General features: G+C 71.2%; 27 protein-coding genes. 24 read left to right on the top strand and 3 right to left on the bottom strand.

All coding sequences use genetic code 11. The features are described 5' to 3' along the window. Positions 1-156 precede the first annotated feature (156 nt). The 3 genes from ACI79O_RS18505 to ACI79O_RS18495 form a co-directional block, all read right to left on the bottom strand. Positions 157-1,200, bottom strand: coding sequence for an LLM class F420-dependent oxidoreductase (locus tag ACI79O_RS18505; RefSeq protein ID WP_456874310.1), 1,044 nt, complete (start codon positions 1,198-1,200; stop codon positions 157-159). A gap of 99 nt (positions 1,201-1,299) precedes the next feature. Next, positions 1,300-1,530, bottom strand: coding sequence for a hypothetical protein (locus ACI79O_RS18500; RefSeq protein ID WP_456893468.1), 231 nt, complete (start codon positions 1,528-1,530; stop codon positions 1,300-1,302). Between the two features lie 135 nt (positions 1,531-1,665). Next, positions 1,666-2,631: a hypothetical protein gene (locus ACI79O_RS18495; protein ID WP_456914860.1), complete on the bottom strand. Its 966-nt coding sequence runs from the start codon at positions 2,629-2,631 to the stop codon at positions 1,666-1,668. A gap of 660 nt (positions 2,632-3,291) precedes the next feature. Between ACI79O_RS18495 and rpsL the strand changes: the two genes are divergently transcribed. The 24 genes from rpsL (at position 3,292) to rpmD (ending at position 17,526) form a co-directional block, all read left to right on the top strand. Continuing rightward, entirely contained in the window at positions 3,292-3,666 is a 375-nt protein-coding gene (gene rpsL / locus ACI79O_RS18490; RefSeq protein WP_012950487.1) for a 30S ribosomal protein S12, read from the top strand. A gap of 1 nt (position 3,667) precedes the next feature. Then, entirely contained in the window at positions 3,668-4,138 is a 471-nt protein-coding gene (rpsG, locus tag ACI79O_RS18485) for a 30S ribosomal protein S7 (protein ID WP_456874307.1), read from the top strand. A gap of 101 nt (positions 4,139-4,239) precedes the next feature. Further along, positions 4,240-6,339, top strand: coding sequence for an elongation factor G (gene fusA / locus ACI79O_RS18480; protein ID WP_456893472.1), 2,100 nt, complete (start codon positions 4,240-4,242; stop codon positions 6,337-6,339). Positions 6,340-6,426: 87 nt separating this feature from the next. Beyond that, a complete protein-coding gene (gene tuf / locus ACI79O_RS18475; protein WP_456893474.1) occupies positions 6,427-7,620 on the top strand; it encodes an elongation factor Tu in 1,194 nt (397 codons plus the stop codon). Between the two features lie 168 nt (positions 7,621-7,788). After that, positions 7,789-8,094, top strand: a complete 306-nt coding sequence (gene rpsJ, locus ACI79O_RS18470; RefSeq protein ID WP_014742859.1) for a 30S ribosomal protein S10 — start codon at positions 7,789-7,791, stop codon at positions 8,092-8,094. Positions 8,095-8,110: 16 nt separating this feature from the next. Next, complete coding sequence (gene rplC / locus ACI79O_RS18465) at positions 8,111-8,776, top strand: 50S ribosomal protein L3 (RefSeq protein WP_456914859.1); 666 nt, start codon at positions 8,111-8,113, stop codon at positions 8,774-8,776. After that, complete coding sequence (gene rplD / locus ACI79O_RS18460) at positions 8,773-9,597, top strand: 50S ribosomal protein L4 (RefSeq protein ID WP_456914858.1); 825 nt, start codon at positions 8,773-8,775, stop codon at positions 9,595-9,597. The genes rplC and rplD overlap by 4 nt, the downstream gene beginning before the upstream one ends. Beyond that, on the top strand, positions 9,594-9,896 hold the full coding sequence (gene rplW / locus ACI79O_RS18455) for a 50S ribosomal protein L23 (protein WP_456890277.1): 303 nt from the start codon (positions 9,594-9,596) through the stop codon (positions 9,894-9,896). The genes rplD and rplW overlap by 4 nt, the downstream gene beginning before the upstream one ends. A 44-nt stretch (positions 9,897-9,940) precedes the next feature. After that, complete coding sequence (gene rplB, locus ACI79O_RS18450) at positions 9,941-10,774, top strand: 50S ribosomal protein L2 (RefSeq protein WP_089402108.1); 834 nt, start codon at positions 9,941-9,943, stop codon at positions 10,772-10,774. Between the two features lie 23 nt (positions 10,775-10,797). Next, entirely contained in the window at positions 10,798-11,079 is a 282-nt protein-coding gene (gene rpsS / locus ACI79O_RS18445) for a 30S ribosomal protein S19 (RefSeq protein WP_089402109.1), read from the top strand. A 28-nt stretch (positions 11,080-11,107) separates the two neighbouring features. Beyond that, positions 11,108-11,596, top strand: a complete 489-nt coding sequence (gene rplV, locus ACI79O_RS18440; RefSeq protein ID WP_456874301.1) for a 50S ribosomal protein L22 — start codon at positions 11,108-11,110, stop codon at positions 11,594-11,596. Then, entirely contained in the window at positions 11,596-12,513 is a 918-nt protein-coding gene (rpsC, locus tag ACI79O_RS18435) for a 30S ribosomal protein S3 (protein WP_456874300.1), read from the top strand. Before rplV ends, rpsC begins: the two co-directional genes overlap by 1 nt. Before the next feature lie 3 nt (positions 12,514-12,516). Beyond that, the gene (rplP, locus tag ACI79O_RS18430) at positions 12,517-12,933 is read left to right on the top strand and encodes a 50S ribosomal protein L16 (RefSeq protein ID WP_456874299.1); all 417 of its coding nucleotides are present in this window, start codon (positions 12,517-12,519) and stop codon (positions 12,931-12,933) included. Continuing rightward, positions 12,933-13,166 (top strand): 50S ribosomal protein L29, encoded by a 234-nt coding sequence (gene rpmC / locus ACI79O_RS18425; protein ID WP_073421354.1) that lies wholly within the window; start codon positions 12,933-12,935, stop codon positions 13,164-13,166. Before rplP ends, rpmC begins: the two co-directional genes overlap by 1 nt. After that, positions 13,163-13,462, top strand: a complete 300-nt coding sequence (rpsQ, locus tag ACI79O_RS18420; protein ID WP_456914857.1) for a 30S ribosomal protein S17 — start codon at positions 13,163-13,165, stop codon at positions 13,460-13,462. The genes rpmC and rpsQ overlap by 4 nt, the downstream gene beginning before the upstream one ends. A gap of 219 nt (positions 13,463-13,681) precedes the next feature. Next, entirely contained in the window at positions 13,682-14,050 is a 369-nt protein-coding gene (gene rplN, locus ACI79O_RS18415) for a 50S ribosomal protein L14 (protein WP_072919076.1), read from the top strand. Between the two features lie 2 nt (positions 14,051-14,052). After that, positions 14,053-14,409, top strand: coding sequence for a 50S ribosomal protein L24 (gene rplX / locus ACI79O_RS18410; RefSeq protein ID WP_456874298.1), 357 nt, complete (start codon positions 14,053-14,055; stop codon positions 14,407-14,409). 2 nt (positions 14,410-14,411) lie between these two features. Next, the gene (gene rplE, locus ACI79O_RS18405; RefSeq protein WP_456890275.1) at positions 14,412-14,996 is read left to right on the top strand and encodes a 50S ribosomal protein L5; all 585 of its coding nucleotides are present in this window, start codon (positions 14,412-14,414) and stop codon (positions 14,994-14,996) included. 22 nt (positions 14,997-15,018) lie between these two features. Beyond that, positions 15,019-15,204, top strand: coding sequence for a type Z 30S ribosomal protein S14 (locus tag ACI79O_RS18400; RefSeq protein ID WP_012950469.1), 186 nt, complete (start codon positions 15,019-15,021; stop codon positions 15,202-15,204). 120 nt (positions 15,205-15,324) lie between these two features. Beyond that, positions 15,325-15,729: a 30S ribosomal protein S8 gene (rpsH, locus tag ACI79O_RS18395; RefSeq protein WP_456890272.1), complete on the top strand. Its 405-nt coding sequence runs from the start codon at positions 15,325-15,327 to the stop codon at positions 15,727-15,729. A 14-nt stretch (positions 15,730-15,743) separates the two neighbouring features. After that, entirely contained in the window at positions 15,744-16,283 is a 540-nt protein-coding gene (gene rplF, locus ACI79O_RS18390) for a 50S ribosomal protein L6 (protein WP_456890270.1), read from the top strand. Continuing rightward, a complete protein-coding gene (rplR, locus tag ACI79O_RS18385) occupies positions 16,283-16,690 on the top strand; it encodes a 50S ribosomal protein L18 (RefSeq protein WP_456874294.1) in 408 nt (135 codons plus the stop codon). Before rplF ends, rplR begins: the two co-directional genes overlap by 1 nt. A gap of 40 nt (positions 16,691-16,730) precedes the next feature. Next, positions 16,731-17,345 (top strand): 30S ribosomal protein S5, encoded by a 615-nt coding sequence (rpsE, locus tag ACI79O_RS18380; protein ID WP_026857030.1) that lies wholly within the window; start codon positions 16,731-16,733, stop codon positions 17,343-17,345. A gap of 1 nt (position 17,346) precedes the next feature. Beyond that, the gene (gene rpmD, locus ACI79O_RS18375) at positions 17,347-17,526 is read left to right on the top strand and encodes a 50S ribosomal protein L30 (protein WP_456874293.1); all 180 of its coding nucleotides are present in this window, start codon (positions 17,347-17,349) and stop codon (positions 17,524-17,526) included. Positions 17,527-17,530: the final 4 nt, after the last annotated feature.

The raw sequence follows: 17,530 nt of genomic DNA, 5'->3' as shown, positions 1-17,530 counted from the left end.
CCCCGCCGGGGTGGGGGGGGGGTGGGGGTTATCTGTTACGGTTAGGGGGGGGGGGCGGCGCGCGGGGGGGGGGGGGGGGGCGCCCCCCTGGCGGTGAGGGAGGACGAGGACGCCGACCCGTGGCCCCGCCTCGCGTCACGTGACGCAATCCCCGGCCTAGGCGTCGGCCAGCCGGCGCATGGTCTCCACGGTGCGCAGCCGGCCCTCGCGGCTGTCGTCGAGCGGCTGCAGGGCGATGGTGGTGACGCCGGCATCGGCGTAGGCGGAGATCCGCTCGGCGACGTAGGACTCCGGCCCGATGAGCGACACCCGGCGGACGAAGTCCTCCGGCAGCGCGCCCGCGGCCTCGTCCTTCCGCCCGGACAGGTAGAGGTCCTGCACGGTCTCGGCGGCCTCCTCGTACCCGTAGCGCCGGGCCAGGTCGTTGTAGAAGTTCTTGCCCTTGGCGCCCATGCCGCCGACGTAGAGCGCCAGCTGCGGCCGCACCTGGTCGTGCAGGTGGTCGACGTCCTCGCCGATCGCCACCGGGACGCCGCAGATGACCTGCAGCTCCCCGAGCTCCGGGTCGCGCTTGGCCTTGCCGGCCCGCAGGGCCTCGCCCCAGACGTCGTCGGCGCGCTCGGGCATGAACCAGATCGGCTCCCACACTTCGGCGATCTCGGCGGCCAGCTCCACGTTCTTGGGGCCCAGCGCGGCGAGCATGACGGGGATCCGGTCGCGGACCGGGGTGTTGATCAGCTTCAGCGGCTTGCCGAGCCCGGTGCCCTGGTCGGCCGGCAGCGGGACGGTGTACTTCGGGCCCTCGTGCACCAGCCGCTCGCGCCGCCACACCTGGCGGCAGATCTCCACGACCTCGCGGGTGCGCTGCAGCGGCGCGTCGTAGGGGACGCCGTGCCAGCCCTCGATGACCTGCGGGCCCGAGGCGCCCAGCCCCAGGGTGAAGCGGCCGCCGGAGACGAAGTCCAGGCCGGCCGCGGTCATCGCCGTCAGCGCCGGCGTACGGCTGTAGATGGGCAGGATCGCGCTCATCAGCTCGACCCGCTGGGTGACGGCGGCCAGGTAGCCGAGCTGGCTGACGGCGTCGAAGGTGTAGACCTCCGCGCACATCGCGAGGTCGAGGCCGGCCGCCTCGAGGTCGACGATCTCCGCCGCCGTCTCCTGGAAACCCCCGGCGTAGCTGGCCTGGATGCCGATGCGCACCTGCACTCCTCTGGTCGGCGGCGCCCGCGTCGGCGCCACCGGCGACCGTAGCGGGTGCCCCGGGCCGGCCCCCGGCCTCAGGTGCGGTGCGCGGATGGGTCAGGCGGTGCGGCTGCGCAGCGGGCGGACGGCACCCACGACCTCGGTGACCACCCGGACGCCGTCGACGTCGCCGGGCACCCGGCCCGCAGCGTCCGCATCGGCGACGTCGACCTTCACGACGTACCCGGTGTCCCGCCGGGCCAGGCCGATGCCCACCACGCCGGGCTGGGCGGACAGCTGGCGGACCAGGGTGGTCTTGGCGGCGCGGGCGGCGGCACGGTCGGTCACGAGGGCTCCTCGCTGACGCCCGCCGGCCGGGAGCCAGGGGCGAGGAAGGCCCCGGGCGGTCGGGCGGGCTCGGTCACCTCCCCATGGTGCCTCGTCCCCGCCCGGAGCGACATCCCCCTGACCTGGGGGATGTGCTCACGAGGCGACCCACTCCACCCCGAGCGTCGCCAGCACGGTCGCCAGCGGGTTGGCGAAGGTCAGCCCGGCCCCGGTGCTGCCGCCCTCGCTGCTCCCGGCGAACAGCAGGGCCAGTGGTGCGCGGTCGCTGCTGCGCCAGATGACCGAGCCGCTGTCACCGCCGGCGGAGAACGCCCCCGACAGGCCCTCGATCTCGATCTGGTCGTCGAAGACGTGCACGCCGTCCTCGTACTGGACGGCGACCCCGTCGACCTCCACCGCGGTGATCCGGCCGCGCGTGTGACCGGTCGTGCGGCCGACCTTCTCCACCTCCTCGTCGGGCTCGACCTCCACCCCGTCGGGCACCGTGGTCCCCAGCGGCCCGCCCGGGACGCGGCCCGGATCGGCCTCGACGCCCTCGTCGAGGGTGGCCACGGCGGCGTCGACCCGGTTGGCGCGGTCGGTGAACGGCACGGACGCGGCCAGCGTGGCGACCCGGTCGGCCGGGGTGCCGCGGTCGGCGGGGCCGGGCTGCAGCACCGCGTCACCGACCGCGCCGGCGTCGGCGGCGGCCAGCACGTGGTTGTTGGACAGCACGGCGAGTCGGCCGTCGAGCCGGACGAAGCCGCCCAGCGTCCCCGCACTGACCGCCGGGTGTGCCACCGACAGGCCGGGTACCAGGGGCCGGGTGCGCTGCTGCAACCGCCCGGGGGAGAGGGCCGTCTGCGGCAGTATCGGCCCGGTCACCCGGACGTCGACCTCCGCGCGGACGACGTCGTCCAGGCCGGTCAGGAGGACCCGCGCGTCGGCCGCCGCCGCCACCCGGATGGCCAGGTGTGCCCTCCCCGGGGACACCGGGGCCAGCCCGATGGCCGGCCGGGTCCACAGCCGGCCGCCGAGGTCGCTCGCGGTGACCAGGGGGAAGCCCTCGGCCAGCCGCACGGTGAGGCGCGCCTTGAGCTCGCGCGCCGAGTCGATGAGCACGGAGACCTCCGTTGCGGTGTGTGGCTCTGCTGACACCGACGGTAGGGGGAGGTACCGACAGTCGCGCGCCGCCGCCACGGCGGGTCGGCGTCCGGGCCGGGGCCCGGGGCGACGTCCGGATCGGGAGCCCCGGAGAGTCGCGTCACACCCTGGCGCGGCGGCGGGACCGCGGTACAGTCCTCGCCACCCCGGGCGGTCCGCCGACCCGGCGCCGGCTCCGGGAACAGTCCCCGGACCTGCGCCGTTGCACCCTGCGAGCCGGTCCGGGCGTCAGGCAGGCCCTGCCCGCAGGGCGCCCGGGACCCGGCTTTGACCGCCTCCCGGACCGCGGGTATCGTGGTCAGCCGTGCCCAGGGTGCCCTGGGCCTGCTCCCGTTCGCGGTGCGCCTGGGTGTCCGGAGGTCCTCCTCCTGGCCGAGGGTCCGCCCCGGTGGGCCGTCCACGACAGGACGGTGGCCGGAGGTGGCGGCGCCGAGTCGCGGGGGGCGACCTGTCCGGTTCGACCGCCGGTCGGTCCTGGGGAGGGCGACACGCCCGACCGCGGGGGCCGGTGAGTGGCTCGCGACCAGGGCGGACGACCCCGGCAGGACCGGCACCGGCGACACGACAGCAGCACCGTCCACAGCACGACCCAGCGCAGGTAGGAGATCCAGGCCACCCATGCCCACGATCAACCAGCTGGTCCGCAAGGGCCGCGAGGACAAGGTCGAGAAGACCAAGACCCCGGCGCTGAAGGGCTCCCCTCAGCGTCGTGGTGTGTGCACCCGCGTGTACACGACGACGCCGAAGAAGCCGAACTCGGCGCTGCGCAAGGTCGCTCGCGTCCGCCTCACCAGTGGCATCGAGGTGACCGCCTACATCCCGGGCGTCGGCCACAACCTGCAGGAGCACTCGATGGTGCTCGTGCGCGGCGGCCGCGTGAAGGACCTCCCGGGTGTGCGTTACAAGATCATCCGTGGCTCGCTGGACACCCAGGGCGTCCGCAACCGCAAGCAGGCTCGCAGCCGGTACGGCGCGAAGAAGGAGAAGAGCTGACATGCCGCGCAAGGGCCCCGCGCCGCGCCGTCCGCTGACCGCCGACCCGGTCTACCAGTCGCCGCTGGTCACCCAGCTGGTGAACAAGGTCCTGGTCGACGGCAAGCGCTCGGTCGCCGAGTCGATCGTCTACGGCGCCCTCGAGGGCTGCCGCGCCAAGACCGACACCGACCCGGTGGTCACGCTCAAGCGCGCGCTGGACAACGTCAAGCCGGCCCTCGAGGTCCGCAGCCGCCGCGTCGGTGGCGCGACCTACCAGGTCCCGGTCGAGGTCCGCGCCTCCCGGAGCACCACCCTGGGCCTGCGCTGGCTGATCCAGTACAGCCGCGCGCGCCGCGAGAAGACGATGACCGAGCGCCTCATGAACGAGCTGCTCGACGCCAGCAACGGCCTCGGTGCCGCGGTCAAGCGCCGCGAGGACACCCACAAGATGGCCGAGTCGAACAAGGCCTTCGCGCACTACCGCTGGTAGTCGCACCCGGCTGGTGGCACCCCGCCAGCACCCGCCGGCGGGACACGCCGGGCCACCCCCGGACGACCCGCACGCGGACCAGAGACAAAGAGGAGTCAGAGATGGCCACCAACGCGGCCCAGCTCGCCAAGACCCGCAACATCGGGATCATGGCGCACATCGACGCCGGCAAGACCACGACGACCGAGCGCATCCTCTTCTACACCGGTATCAACTACAAGATCGGTGAGGTCCACGACGGCGCGGCCACGATGGACTGGATGGAGCAGGAGCAGGAGCGCGGCATCACCATCACGTCGGCCGCGACGAAGTGCTCCTGGAACGGCTACGACATCAACATCATCGACACTCCGGGGCACGTCGACTTCACCGTCGAGGTGGAGCGGTCCCTGCGCGTGCTCGACGGTGCGGTGGCCGTGTACGACGGTGTCGCCGGCGTGGAGCCGCAGACCGAGCAGGTCTGGCGGCAGGCGGAGAAGTACGGCGTCCCGCGCATGTGCTTCGTGAACAAGCTCGACCGGACCGGCGCGGACTTCTTCCGCTGCGTCGACATGATGGTCGAGCGGCTCGGCGCCAACCCCGCGGTGCTGCAGCTGCCCATCGGCGCCGAGGCCGACTTCATCGGTGTCGTCGACCTGGTGCAGATGCGCGCCCTCACCTGGCGCGGCGAGACCGCCATGGGTGAGGACTACGCCGTCGAGGAGATCCCGGCCGAGCTCGCCGACCAGGCCGCCGAGTACCGCGAGAAGCTGCTCGAGACCGTTGCCGAGACCAACGACGACCTCATGGAGGCCTATCTCGGCGGCGAGGACATCTCCGTCGAGATGCTGAAGGCCGCGATCCGCAAGGCGACCATCTCCGCGCAGATCAACCCGGTGCTCACCGGCACGGCGTTCAAGAACAAGGGCGTGCAGCCCCTGCTCGACGCGGTCACCGACTACCTGCCCAGCCCGCTGGACATCGAGGCGATCGTCGGCACCGCCATGGACGGCGAGACCGAGGTCCTGCGGCACGCCGACGAGGACGAGCCGTTCTCCGCCCTGGCCTTCAAGATCCAGACCGATCAGCACCTCGGCAAGCTGACCTACGTCCGGGTCTACTCGGGCCGGCTCTCCTCCGGGTCCCCGGTGCTCAACAGCACCAAGGACCGCAAGGAGCGGATCGGCAAGATCTACCAGATGCACGCGAACAAGCGCGAGGAGCGCGAGGGCGTGGGCGCCGGTCAGATCGTCGCCGTCGTCGGCCTGAAGCAGACCACCACGGGTGACACCCTCTGCGACCCGCAGAACCCGGTGATCCTCGAGTCGATGACCTTCCCGGCCCCGGTCATCTCGGTCGCGATCGAGCCGAAGACCAAGGGCGACCAGGAGAAGCTCGGCACGGCCATCCAGAAGCTGGCCGAGGAGGACCCGACCTTCCAGGTCAAGCTCGACGAGGAGACCGGCCAGACGGTCATCTCCGGCATGGGCGAGTTGCACCTGGAGATCCTCGTCGACCGCATGCGTCGCGAGTTCCGGGTCGAGGCCAACGTCGGCAAGCCGCAGGTGGCCTACCGCGAGACCATCCGCAAGGCGGTCGAGAAGGTCGACTACACCCACAAGAAGCAGACCGGTGGGTCCGGCCAGTTCGCCAAGGTGCAGGTGAGCATCGAGCCGCTCGAGGTCAGCGGCGACGGCCCGACCTACGAGTTCGTCAACGCCGTCACCGGTGGTCGCATCCCGCGGGAGTACATCCCCTCGGTCGACCAGGGCATGCAGGACGCCATGCAGTACGGCATCCTCGCCGGCTACCCGATGGTGGGCGTCAAGGCGACCCTCGTCGACGGCCAGTACCACGAGGTCGACTCCTCGGAGATGGCCTTCAAGATCGCCGGCTCGATGGTCTTCAAGGAGGCCGCGCGCAAGGCCAGCCCTGCGCTGCTCGAGCCGATGATGGCCGTCGAGGTCGTCACGCCCGAGGACTACATGGGTGACGTCATCGGCGACCTGAACTCCCGGCGCGGGCTCATCCAGGCGATGGAGGAGCGCTCCGGCGCCCGCGTCGTCCGGGCCCTGGTCCCGCTCTCGGAGATGTTCGGCTACGTGGGCGACCTGCGCAGCCGCACCCAGGGGCGGGCGAGCTACACCATGGTGTTCGACTCGTACGCCGAGGTCCCGCAGAACGTGGCCAAGGAGATCATCGCCAAGGCCACCGGCGAGTGACCGCCGGGCGGGGTACGTCCCCGCCCGGCCCCCTGCAAGCCCACCCCAGCGTCAGCACGACTGCGACACCACGAGGAGAGGAACCCAGTGGCCAAGGCCAAGTTCGAGCGGACCAAGCCGCACGTCAACATCGGCACCATCGGGCACATCGACCACGGCAAGACCACGCTGACCGCGGCGATCACCAAGGTCCTGCACGACAAGTACCCGGACCTCAACGAGGCGTCGGCCTTCGACCAGATCGACAAGGCGCCCGAGGAGAAGGCCCGCGGCATCACGATCTCGATCGCCCACGTCGAGTACCAGACGGAGAACCGTCACTACGCGCACGTCGACTGCCCCGGGCACGCCGACTACATCAAGAACATGATCACCGGTGCGGCGCAGATGGACGGCGCCATCCTGGTGGTCGCCGCCACCGACGGCCCGATGCCGCAGACCAAGGAGCACGTCCTCCTGGCCCGCCAGGTCGGCGTCCCCTACATCGTCGTGGCGCTGAACAAGGCCGACATGGTCGACGACGAGGAGATCCTCGAGCTCGTCGAGCTGGAGGTCCGCGAGCTGCTCAGCGAGTACGAGTTCCCGGGCGACGACGTCCCCGTGGTCCGCGTCTCGGCGCTCAAGGCGCTCGAGGGCGACGCCGAGTGGGGCAACAAGCTCATGGAGCTCATGGACGCCGTCGACACGGCGATCCCCGAGCCGCAGCGTGAGATCGACAAGCCGTTCCTCATGCCGGTCGAGGACGTCTTCACCATCACCGGTCGCGGCACCGTCGTCACCGGTCGCGTGGAGCGCGGCATCGTCAAGGTGTCGGAGGAGGTCGAGATCGTCGGCATCCGTCCGTCGTCGACCAAGACCACCGTCACCGGCGTCGAGATGTTCCGCAAGCTGCTCGACCAGGGCCAGGCCGGCGACAACGTCGGTCTGCTGCTGCGCGGCATCAAGCGCGAGGACGTGGAGCGCGGCCAGGTCGTCGTGAAGCCCGGCTCGATCACCCCGCACACCAACTTCGAGGGTTCGGTCTACATCCTCTCGAAGGACGAGGGTGGCCGTCACACGCCGTTCTTCAACAACTACCGTCCGCAGTTCTACTTCCGGACGACCGACGTCACCGGCGTCGTGACCCTGCCGGCCGGCACCGAGATGGTCATGCCGGGCGACAACACCGAGATGACGGTCGAGCTGATCCAGCCGATCGCCATGGAGGAGGGCCTGCGGTTCGCCATCCGTGAGGGTGGCCGCACCGTCGGCGCCGGTCGCGTCACCAAGATCATCAAGTAACACCCCCGACGGGCGGCGGCGCGGGACCGCGCCGCCGCCCGTCCCCGGGTGCGCGGCCCGCCTGTGTGCACCGCCACCCTCCCCGCTGGGGCCAGACCGGATGAGTTCCGGACGCACCCGGCGTTCCCCAGCAAGCAGAACAGCGATCGGCAGGAGCGAGAGACAGCGATGGCGGGACAGAAGATCCGCATCAGGCTGAAGGCCTACGACCACGAGGCGATCGACGCCTCGGCGCGGCGCATCGTGGACACGGTCACGAAGACCGGAGCGCGCGTCGTCGGCCCGGTGCCGCTGCCGACGGAGAAGAACGTGTACTGCGTCATCCGCTCGCCGCACAAGTACAAGGACTCGCGGGAGCACTTCGAGATGCGCACGCACAAGCGGCTCATCGACATCCTCGACCCGACGCCGAAGACGGTCGACGCGCTCATGCGCATCGACCTGCCGGCCTCGGTCGACGTCAACATCCAGTAAGGGACCGAGACCAGTCATGGCGAGTACGTTCCGCGGGCTCCTCGGCGAGAAGCTGGGGATGACCCAGGTCTTCGACGAGAACAACCGCATCGTGCCGGTGACCGTCGTCAAGGCGGGCCCGAACGTGGTGACGCAGGTGCGCACCCCCGAGGTCGACGGCTACTCGGCCGTCCAGCTCGGCTTCGGCGAGATCGACCCCCGCAAGGTGAACAAGCCCGAGGGTGGCCACTTCGCCAAGGCCGGCGTCACCCCGCGCCGCCACGTGGTGGAGCTGCGCACGGAGGACGCCTCCGAGTACACGGTCGGCCAGGAGCTGACCGCCGAGGTGTTCGAGGGCGTGGCCAAGGTCGACGTCATCGGCACGAGCAAGGGCAAGGGCACCGCCGGTGTCATGAAGCGTCACGGCTTCCGGGGCCTGGGTGCCGCGCACGGCACCCAGCGCAAGCACCGGTCGCCGGGCTCCATCGGCGGCGCCTCGACCCCGGGCCGTGTCTTCAAGGGCCTGCGCATGGCCGGCCGCATGGGCGCGGTCAAGACCACGACGCTCTCGCTCGTCGTCCACAAGGTCGACGCCGAGCGCGGCCTGATCCTGATCAAGGGCGCCGTCCCCGGCCCGAAGGGCGGCCTCGTGCTCGTCCGCTCGGCCGTCAAGGGCGGGCCCGTGGGGAGTGACAACCAGTGACCCGCTCGACCGCGACCGAGGCCGCGCGCGCCGACCGCCAGGTCGACGTCCGCACGCCGGCCGGGGAGACCTCCGGCAGCGTGACGCTGCCCGGCGACCTGTTCGACACGGCGACCAACGTCTCGCTGCTGCACCAGGTCGTGGTGGCCCAGCTGGCCGCCGCCCGCCAGGGCACGCACGCGACCAAGACCCGCGGTGCCGTCCGCGGCGGTGGCGTCAAGCCCTACCGCCAGAAGGGCACCGGCCGCGCCCGGCAGGGCTCGATCCGGGCCCCGCAGTTCACCGGCGGTGGCACCGTCCACGGCCCGCAGCCCCGCGACTACTCGCAGCGCACGCCCAAGAAGATGAAGGCCGCCGCCCTCCGCGGCGCCCTCTCCGACCGGGCGCGCGAGGGCCGCGTGCACGTCGTCACCACCTTCGTCGACGGCGACGCGCCGAAGACCAAGGCGGCGCTGGCCACCCTCGACGCCGTCACCAGCGCCAAGCGCGTGCTGGTGGTCCTCGACCGCGACGACGTCCTCAACTGGGTGAGCCTGCGCAACGAGCCGCGCGTGCACCTGATCGAGGCCGGCCAGCTCAACACCTACGACGTCCTGGTCAGCGACGAGGTGGTCTTCACCGAGACCGCCCTCGCCGAGTTCGTGGCCGGTCCGCACGGTGGTGCCCGCACCACCTCGCTGACCAAGCCCGACCTGACGACGCCGGACATCCCCGGTGCCATCCCGTCCGTCCAGCCGGCCCAGGGCACCACCGACCTGGACGTCGACGCCGACGACGCCGACGAGGACGCCGGCACCGACACCACCGAGGAGACCAAGTGAGCGTCCGCGACCCCCGGGACGTCCTGCTGTCGCCGGTGATCTCGGAGAAGAGCTACGGGCTGCTGGACGACAACCAGTACACGTTCGTGGTGCTCCCCGAGGCCAACAAGACGCAGATCAAGATCGCCGTCGAGCAGGTCTTCAACGTGAAGGTCCTGTCCGTCAACACGATCAACCGCCAGGGCAAGCGCAAGCGCAGCCGGGGCACCCGGATGGGCAAGCGCAAGGACACCAAGCGCGCCATCGTCTCGGTCGCCCCCGGTGACCGCATCGAGATCTTCGGTGGTCCCGGCGCCTGAGCGCCCGGATCGTTCGGACCAGAGACAGAGGAACCGAGTCAGCAATGGCTATCCGCAAGTACAAGCCGACGACGCCGGGCCGCCGCGGCTCCAGCGTCGCCGACTTCGCCGAGGTCACCCGCGACCATCCCGAGAAGTCGCTGGTCCGGCCGCTGCACGGCCGCGGTGGGCGCAACGTCCACGGGAAGGTGACCGCTCGCCACCAGGGCGGCGGCCACAAGCGCGCGTACCGCCTGATCGACTTCCGCCGGGCGGACAAGGACGGCGTGCCGGCCAAGGTCGCGCACATCGAGTACGACCCGAACCGCACCTCGCGGATCGCGCTCCTGCACTTCGCCGACGGCGAGAAGCGCTACATCATCGCGCCGGCGCGGCTCAAGCAGGGCGACACGGTGGAGTGCGGCCCCTCGGCCGACATCAAGCCCGGCAACAACCTGCCGCTGCGCAACATCCCGGTCGGCACGGTGGTGCACGCCATCGAGCTGCGCCCGGGCGGCGGCGCCAAGATCGCCCGGTCGGCCGGCACGAGCGTCCAGCTGGTCGCCCGTGAGGGTCGTTTCGCCCAGCTGCGCATGCCGTCGGGCGAGATCCGCAACGTCGACGTGCGCTGCCGCGCGACCGTCGGCGAGGTGGGCAACGCCGAGCAGTCGAACATCAACTGGGGCAAGGCCGGCCGCATGCGGTGGAAGGGCAAGCGCCCGACCGTCCGCGGTGTCGCCATGAACCCGGTCGACCACCCGCACGGTGGTGGTGAGGGCAAGACCTCCGGTGGTCGCCACCCGGTGAACCCGAAGGGCAAGCCCGAGGGCCGCACGCGCAAGCGCAAGGCCAGCGACGCCCTGATCGTGCGCCGTCGCCGCACCAACAAGAAGCGCTGAGCGGGTAGAGGAGTCCGACAGACATGCCACGCAGCCTGAAGAAGGGCCCGTTCGTCGACGACCACCTGCTCAAGAAGGTGGACGCGCAGAACGAGAAGGGCACCAAGACGGTCATCCGGACCTGGTCGCGGCGCTCGACGATCATCCCGGACATGCTCGGCCACACCATCGCCGTGCACGACGGGCGCAAGCACGTGCCGGTGTTCGTGACCGAGGCGATGGTCGGGCACAAGCTCGGCGAGTTCGCCCCCACCCGGACCTTCCGGGGCCACGTCAAGGACGACCGCCGGTCCCGGCGGGGCTGAGCACGGTCCCGCGAGAGAGAGACACGAGATGACTTCCCAGCTGGGAGAGGAGACGCAGGTCGCCCGGGCCACCGCCCGGTTCGTCCGCGTCGCCCCCATGAAGGCACGCCGGGTGGTGGACCTGGTCCGCTACCTGCCCACCGACGAGGCCCTGGCGCTGCTGCGGTTCGCCCCGCAGGCCGCCAGCGAGCCGGTGGCCAAGGTCGTCGCCAGCGCCGTCGCCAACGCCGAGCACAACCTGCGGCTGGACCCGGCCGCGCTCGTCGTCAGCGCCGCCTACGTCGACGAGGGCCCCACGCTCAAGCGGATCCGTCCGCGGGCGCAGGGCCGGGCCTACCGGATCAACAAGCGGACGAGCCACATCACCGTCGAGGTGAGCGAGGTCGGCTCCAGCGCCGAGCTCGCCGGCAAGTCCCGCACCGCCCGCCGCCGCACCGGCCAGTCCGGCCCCGCGGTCCAGCAGACCGGGCAGCAGGGCACGCAGCAGCGCGCCAACACGAGGGGAGGGACCCGCTAGTGGGTCAGAAGGTCAACCCGCACGGGTTCCGCCTGGGCATCACCACCGACTACAAGTCCCGGTGGTACGCCGACAAGCTCTACAAGGACTACGTCAAGGAAGACGTGGCCATCCGCAAGCTCATGACCAAGGGCATGGAGCGCGCCGGCATCTCCAAGGTGGAGATCGAGCGCACCCGTGACCGGGTCCGCGTCGACATCCACACCGCCCGGCCGGGCATCGTCATCGGCCGCCGCGGCGCGGAGGCCGACCGCATCCGTGGCGAGCTGGAGAAGCTCACCGGCAAGCAGGTGCAGCTCAACATCCTCGAGGTGAAGAACCCCGAGGCCGACGCGCAGCTGGTGGCCCAGGCCGTGGCCGAGCAGCTGTCGAGCCGGGTGAGCTTCCGCCGCGCCATGCGCAAGGCCATGCAGTCGGCCCAGCGCAGCCCGCAGGTCAAGGGCATCCGGGTGCAGTGCTCCGGGCGCCTCGGCGGTACCGAGATGAGCCGGTCGGAGTTCTACCGCGAGGGGCGCGTGCCGCTGCACACCCTCCGCGCGAACATCGACTACGGCCTGTACGAGGCCCGCACCACCTTCGGCCGCATCGGCGTGAAGGTGTGGATCTACAAGGGCGACGTCAGCGGCTCGCGTGCCGAGCGGGAGGCCCTCGAGGCCCTCGCCGCCCGGCAGCAGCGCCGTGAGCGGCCGCAGCGCCCCCGCCGGTCGGGCTCGAGCGGCACGACCGCCGGTGGCACCGAGGCCGGCCGCGCCGCGGCCGAGTCGTCGGGCGCGCCCACCGGCCCGGACACCGCCGACAGCACCCTGGCCGTGACCTCCGGCGAGGTCGCGGCCGAGCAGACCGTCGCCCAGGCGGCCGGCCCCGAGGGCACCGCGGCGGCCGAGACGACGGCGACCGACACCCAGACGGAGGGCTGACACGTGCTGATCCCCCGGCGCGTCAAGCACCGCAAGCAGCACCACCCGGACCGCTCCGGCCGGGCCAAGGGCGGTACCGCCATCAACTTCGGCGAGTACGCCATCCAGGCCCTGGAGCCGGCCTACGTGACCAACCGGCAGATCGAGTCCGCCCGTATCGCCATGACGCGGCACATCCGCCGTGGCGGCAAGGTGTGGATCTCGATCTACCCGGACCGTCCGCTCACCAAGAAGCCGGCCGAGACCCGCATGGGCTCGGGCAAGGGCTCGCCCGAGTGGTGGGTCGCCAACGTCAAGCCGGGCCGGGTGCTCTTCGAGCTCTCCGGCGTGGCCGAGCCGGTCGCCCGCGAGGCCATGCGCCGCGCCATCCACAAGCTGCCCATGAAGTGCCGCTTCATCACGCGTGAAGGAGAGGTGTGATGGCTGCCGGTCTGACCGCCCCGGAGCTGCGCGAGCTCTCGGCCGACGAGCTCGCCACGCGGCTGCGTGAGCACAAGGAAGAGCTGTTCAACCTGAGGTTCCAGGTGGCCACCGGCCAGCTGGACAACAACCGGCGGCTGCAGACCGTCCGCCGCGACATCGCCCGGATCTACACGATCATGCGCGAGCGCGAGCTCGGTCTCTCGGCCGCCCCGAACGAGGGTGTGGCATGAGCGAGCCCGACAACACCGCTGTCGCCAGCGGCCCCGGCCTGGCCGGCCGCGGCTACCGCAAGGTCCGCGAGGGCCTCGTGGTCAGCGACAAGATGGACAAGACGATCGTCGTCGAGGTCGAGGACCGCGTGAAGCACGGCCTCTACGGCAAGGTCATCCGCCGGACCAGCAAGCTGAAGGCCCACGACGAGCAGGGGGTCGCCGGCATCGGCGACCGCGTGCAGATCATGGAGACCCGGCCGCTGTCGACCACCAAGCGGTGGCGGCTGGTCGAGGTCGTCGAGAAGGCCAAGTGAGGGGTCCGGGCGTCCCGGTCCTGTGACGGACGGCCCCTCGTGGGACGTCCGGGGACCAGGTACCCTGGACGACTGGCGCCCCTCCGGGTGAGCGCCGCATCCCGGTACCCGTGTCGGACGCACCGGCAGCCCTCCGCTGCCGGTGCGTCCGCACGTGGGAACCGGACAGCCGGTTCACCGTTCCGGCCCGGCTGTCACCACTGAGATTGGGAGTAGGACGTGATCCAGCAGGAGTCGCGACTGCGGGTCGCCGACAACACCGGTGCGAAGGAGATCCTCTGCATCCGGGTGCTCGGCGGCTCCGGGCGACGCTACGCGGGCATCGGTGACGTCATCGTGGCGACGGTCAAGGACGCGCTGCCGGGTGCCGGCGTCAAGCGCGGCGACGTCGTCAAGGCCGTCGTGGTCCGCACCGCCAAGGAGCGCCGTCGTCCCGACGGCTCCTACATCCGCTTCGACGAGAACGCCGCCGTGATCATCCGCGACAGCGGTGACCCGCGCGGTACCCGCATCTTCGGCCCCGTCGGCCGCGAGCTGCGCGACAAGCGCTTCATGCGGATCATCTCGCTCGCCCCGGAGGTGCTCTGACCATGGCCGACAAGAAGATGGCCGAGAACAAGAGGACGCCGTCCATGAAGGTCAAGAAGGGCGACACGGTCGTGGTCCTGTCCGGCAAGGACAAGGGCGCCCGCGGCCGCGTCATCGCCGCCTACCCCAAGCTGCAGAAGGTCCTCGTCGAGGGCGTCGGCCGCGTCAAGAAGCACACCCGCATCAGCTCGAACCAGCGGGGCGCGCAGCAGGGCGGGATCGTCACCCAGGAGGCTCCCATCCACGTCAGCAACGTGATGGTGATCGACTCCGAGGGCAAGCCGACCCGGGTCGGCCACCGCAAGGACGAGGAAGGCCGCAACATCCGGGTGTCGCGGCGGACGGGTAAGGACCTCTGACGATGACTGCACCCACCCGCGAGCTCCCGCGCCTGCTGGCGCACTACCGCGAGTCGATCGTGCCGGCCCTGCAGGACGAGTTCGGCTACGCCAACGTCATGCAGATCCCGCGGCTGACCAAGATCGTCGTCAACATGGGCGTCGGCGAGGCGACCCGCGACGCCAAGCTCATGGACGGCGCGGTGCGCGACCTGACCGCGATCACCGGCCAGCGTCCGGCCGTCGTCCGGGCCCGCAAGTCCATCGCCCAGTTCAAGCTGCGCGAGGGCATGCCCATCGGCGCCAAGGTCACCCTCCGCGGTGACCGCATGTGGGAGTTCCTCGACCGGCTCCTGGCGCTGGCCCTGCCCCGCATCCGTGACTTCCGCGGCCTGAACGCCCAGCAGTTCGACGGGCACGGCAACTACACGTTCGGGCTGACCGAGCAGTCGATGTTCCGCGAGATCGACGTCGACAAGATCGACCGTCCCCGCGGCATGGACATCACGCTGGTCACCACCGCGACCAACGACGAGGAGGGTCGCGAGCTGCTCCGCCTCTTGGGCTTCCCGTTCGCCGGCCAGCCCGTCGTCACCACCATCCGCTGAGCCGGGCCGAGGAGACACCGAGATGGCCAAGAAGGCGCTGATCAACAAGGCGGCCCGCAAGCCGAAGTTCGCGGTCCGCGGTTACACCCGCTGCCAGCGGTGCGGTCGTCCGCACTCGGTCTTCCGCAAGTTCGGCCTGTGCCGGATCTGCCTGCGGGAGATGGCGCACGCCGGCGAGCTGCCGGGCGTGAGCAAGTCCAGCTGGTAGTCCGCAGTACCCGCACCGCGCGCTGACCGCGCGGGGCGGCCCCAGCTCCACCGTTCGCCGAGAGGCCCACGCGAGGGACGCGTGAGGAACCGCGGCGAGAGAGGCACGACACCCATGACGATGACCGACCCGATCGCGGACATGCTCACGCGGCTGCGCAACGCGAACACGGCCTACCACGACTCGGCGCGCATGCCGTCGTCGAAGCTCAAGACGCACATCGCCGAGATCCTCCAGCAGGAGGGCTACATCGCCGGCTGGCGCGTCGAGGAGGTCGAGAAGGACGGCGCCACCCGCAAGGAGCTGGTGATCGACCTGAAGTTCGGCCCCAACCGCGAGCGCAGCATCGCCGGGGTGCGCCGGGTGTCCAAGCCGGGCCTGCGGGTCTACGCGAAGTCCAACGCCCTGCCCAAGGTGCTCGGCGGCCTCGGGGTGGCGATCATCTCCACCTCGACCGGGCTGCTGACCGACCGGCAGGCGACCAAGAAGGGCGTGGGCGGGGAAGTCCTCGCCTACGTCTGGTAAGAGGAGCGAGCGAGATGTCACGGATCGGACGACTGCCGATTCCGGTGCCCGGTGGTGTGGACGTCGCCATCGACGGCCAGACGGTCAACGTCAAGGGCCCCAAGGGCAGCCTGTCGCACACCGTCGCCGCGCCGATCACCGTCGCCAAGGGCGAGGACGGCACCCTGGCGGTGAGCCGTCCCGACGACCAGCGCGAGAGCAAGGCCCTGCACGGCCTGTCCCGCACGCTGATCGCCAACATGATCACCGGCGTCACCGAGGGCTACACCAAGACCCTCGAGATCGTCGGCGTCGGGTACCGCGTCCAGGCCCGGGGGAGCGACCTCGAGTTCGCCCTCGGCTTCAGCCACCCGGTGCCCGTGCGGGCGCCGGAGGGCATCACCTTCACGGTCGAGTCGCCCACGCGCCTGCGCGTCACCGGCATCGACAAGCAGCAGGTCGGCCAGGTGGCCGCCAACATCCGCAAGCTGCGCCGGCCGGACCCGTACAAGGGCAAGGGCGTCCGCTACCAGGGCGAGGTCGTCAAGCGCAAGGTCGGGAAGACGGGTAAGTGATGGCACAGACCGAGAAGGCCGCTCGGGTGCACTCGCCCGTCGGCACCGACATCAGCACGCGCCGCCGCGTCTCGCGGCTGCGCCGCCACAACCGGCTCCGCAAGCGGGTCGCCGGCACGGCCGAGCGTCCGCGCCTGGTGGTCAACCGCAGCTCGCGGCACATCCATGTGCAGGTCGTCGACGACACCGTCGGCCGTACCCTGGTGAGCGCCTCGACGCTGGACGCCAGCCTGCGCGGCGCCGAGGGCGACAAGTCCGCCCTGGCCCGCCGGGTCGGCACCCTGGTCGCCGAGCGCGCCCAGGCCGCGGGCATCACCCGGGTCGTCTTCGACCGCGGTGGCAACCGCTACCAGGGCCGTATCGCCGCGCTCGCCGACGGCGCACGAGAGGGCGGGCTGGACTTCTGATGAGCAGCACCGCCTACGAGCAGATCGAGAGGGACGTCTGATGCCAGGACCACAGCGACGCGGCGGCGGCGCCGGCGGCGGCAACGACCGCCGCGACCGTCGTGACGGCGGGCGGGGGCCCGGCGGCGCGCCTGCCGAGAAGAGCAACTACATCGAGCGCGTGGTGGCCATCAACCGCGTGTCCAAGGTCGTCAAGGGCGGCCGGCGCTTCAGCTTCACCGCGCTGGTGATCGTCGGCGACGGCGACGGCACCGTGGGTGTCGGCTACGGCAAGGCCAAGGAGGTGCCCGCGGCGATCGCCAAGGGCGTCGAGGAGGCCAAGAAGCACTTCTACAAGGTGCCGCGGATCGCCAGCACCATCCCGCACCCGGTGCAGGGGGAGGCGGCGGCCGGTGTCGTGCTCCTCAAGCCGGCCAGCCCCGGTACCGGTGTCATCGCCGGTGGCCCGGTGCGCGCCGTGCTCGAGTGCGCGGGGATCCACGACGTGCTCTCGAAGAGCCTGGGCTCGTCGAACCCCATCAACATCGTGCACGCCACCATGCAGGCGCTGAAGGACCTCGTCCGGCCCGAGGAGATCGCCGCCCGTCGCGGGCTGCCCCTCGAGGACGTCGCCCCAGCCGCCATGCTGCGGGCGCGTGCGGGTCAGGGGGTCTGACGTGGCGCAGCTCAAGGTCACCCAGGTCCGGTCGGCGATCGGCACGAAGCCCAACCAGCGGCAGACGCTGCGGTCCCTGGGCCTCAAGCGGGTCAACGACACGGTCGTGCAGGAGGACCGTCCCGAGATCCGCGGGATGGTCGCCACGGTGACGCACCTCGTCACCGTCGAAGAGATCTGAGCAG

The sequence above is a fragment of the Geodermatophilus sp. SYSU D00696 genome (genome assembly GCF_054050235.1).
The sequence above is the reverse complement of the archived record's forward strand: the minus strand, read 5'-3'. Positions and strand labels throughout refer to the sequence as shown.

What these genes read in the sequence shown, in the direction of transcription:
- rpsL (WP_012950487.1), top strand. Translation starts at nt 3,292, where the DNA reads ATGCCCACGATCAACCAGCTGGTCCGCAAGGGCCGCGAGGACAAGGTC.
- rpsG (WP_456874307.1), top strand. Translation starts at nt 3,668, where the DNA reads ATGCCGCGCAAGGGCCCCGCGCCGCGCCGTCCGCTGACCGCCGACCCG.
- fusA (WP_456893472.1), top strand. Translation starts at nt 4,240, where the DNA reads ATGGCCACCAACGCGGCCCAGCTCGCCAAGACCCGCAACATCGGGATC.
- rpsJ (WP_014742859.1), top strand. Translation starts at nt 7,789, where the DNA reads ATGGCGGGACAGAAGATCCGCATCAGGCTGAAGGCCTACGACCACGAG.
- rplC (WP_456914859.1), top strand. Translation starts at nt 8,111, where the DNA reads ATGGCGAGTACGTTCCGCGGGCTCCTCGGCGAGAAGCTGGGGATGACC.
- rplB (WP_089402108.1), top strand. Translation starts at nt 9,941, where the DNA reads ATGGCTATCCGCAAGTACAAGCCGACGACGCCGGGCCGCCGCGGCTCC.
- rpsS (WP_089402109.1), top strand. Translation starts at nt 10,798, where the DNA reads ATGCCACGCAGCCTGAAGAAGGGCCCGTTCGTCGACGACCACCTGCTC.
- rplV (WP_456874301.1), top strand. Translation starts at nt 11,108, where the DNA reads ATGACTTCCCAGCTGGGAGAGGAGACGCAGGTCGCCCGGGCCACCGCC.
- rpmC (WP_073421354.1), top strand. Translation starts at nt 12,933, where the DNA reads ATGGCTGCCGGTCTGACCGCCCCGGAGCTGCGCGAGCTCTCGGCCGAC.
- rpsQ (WP_456914857.1), top strand. Translation starts at nt 13,163, where the DNA reads ATGAGCGAGCCCGACAACACCGCTGTCGCCAGCGGCCCCGGCCTGGCC.
- rplX (WP_456874298.1), top strand. Translation starts at nt 14,053, where the DNA reads ATGGCCGACAAGAAGATGGCCGAGAACAAGAGGACGCCGTCCATGAAG.
- rplE (WP_456890275.1), top strand. Translation starts at nt 14,412, where the DNA reads ATGACTGCACCCACCCGCGAGCTCCCGCGCCTGCTGGCGCACTACCGC.
- ACI79O_RS18400 (WP_012950469.1), top strand. Translation starts at nt 15,019, where the DNA reads ATGGCCAAGAAGGCGCTGATCAACAAGGCGGCCCGCAAGCCGAAGTTC.
- rpsH (WP_456890272.1), top strand. Translation starts at nt 15,325, where the DNA reads ATGACCGACCCGATCGCGGACATGCTCACGCGGCTGCGCAACGCGAAC.
- rplF (WP_456890270.1), top strand. Translation starts at nt 15,744, where the DNA reads ATGTCACGGATCGGACGACTGCCGATTCCGGTGCCCGGTGGTGTGGAC.
- rplR (WP_456874294.1), top strand. Translation starts at nt 16,283, where the DNA reads ATGGCACAGACCGAGAAGGCCGCTCGGGTGCACTCGCCCGTCGGCACC.
- rpsE (WP_026857030.1), top strand. Translation starts at nt 16,731, where the DNA reads ATGCCAGGACCACAGCGACGCGGCGGCGGCGCCGGCGGCGGCAACGAC.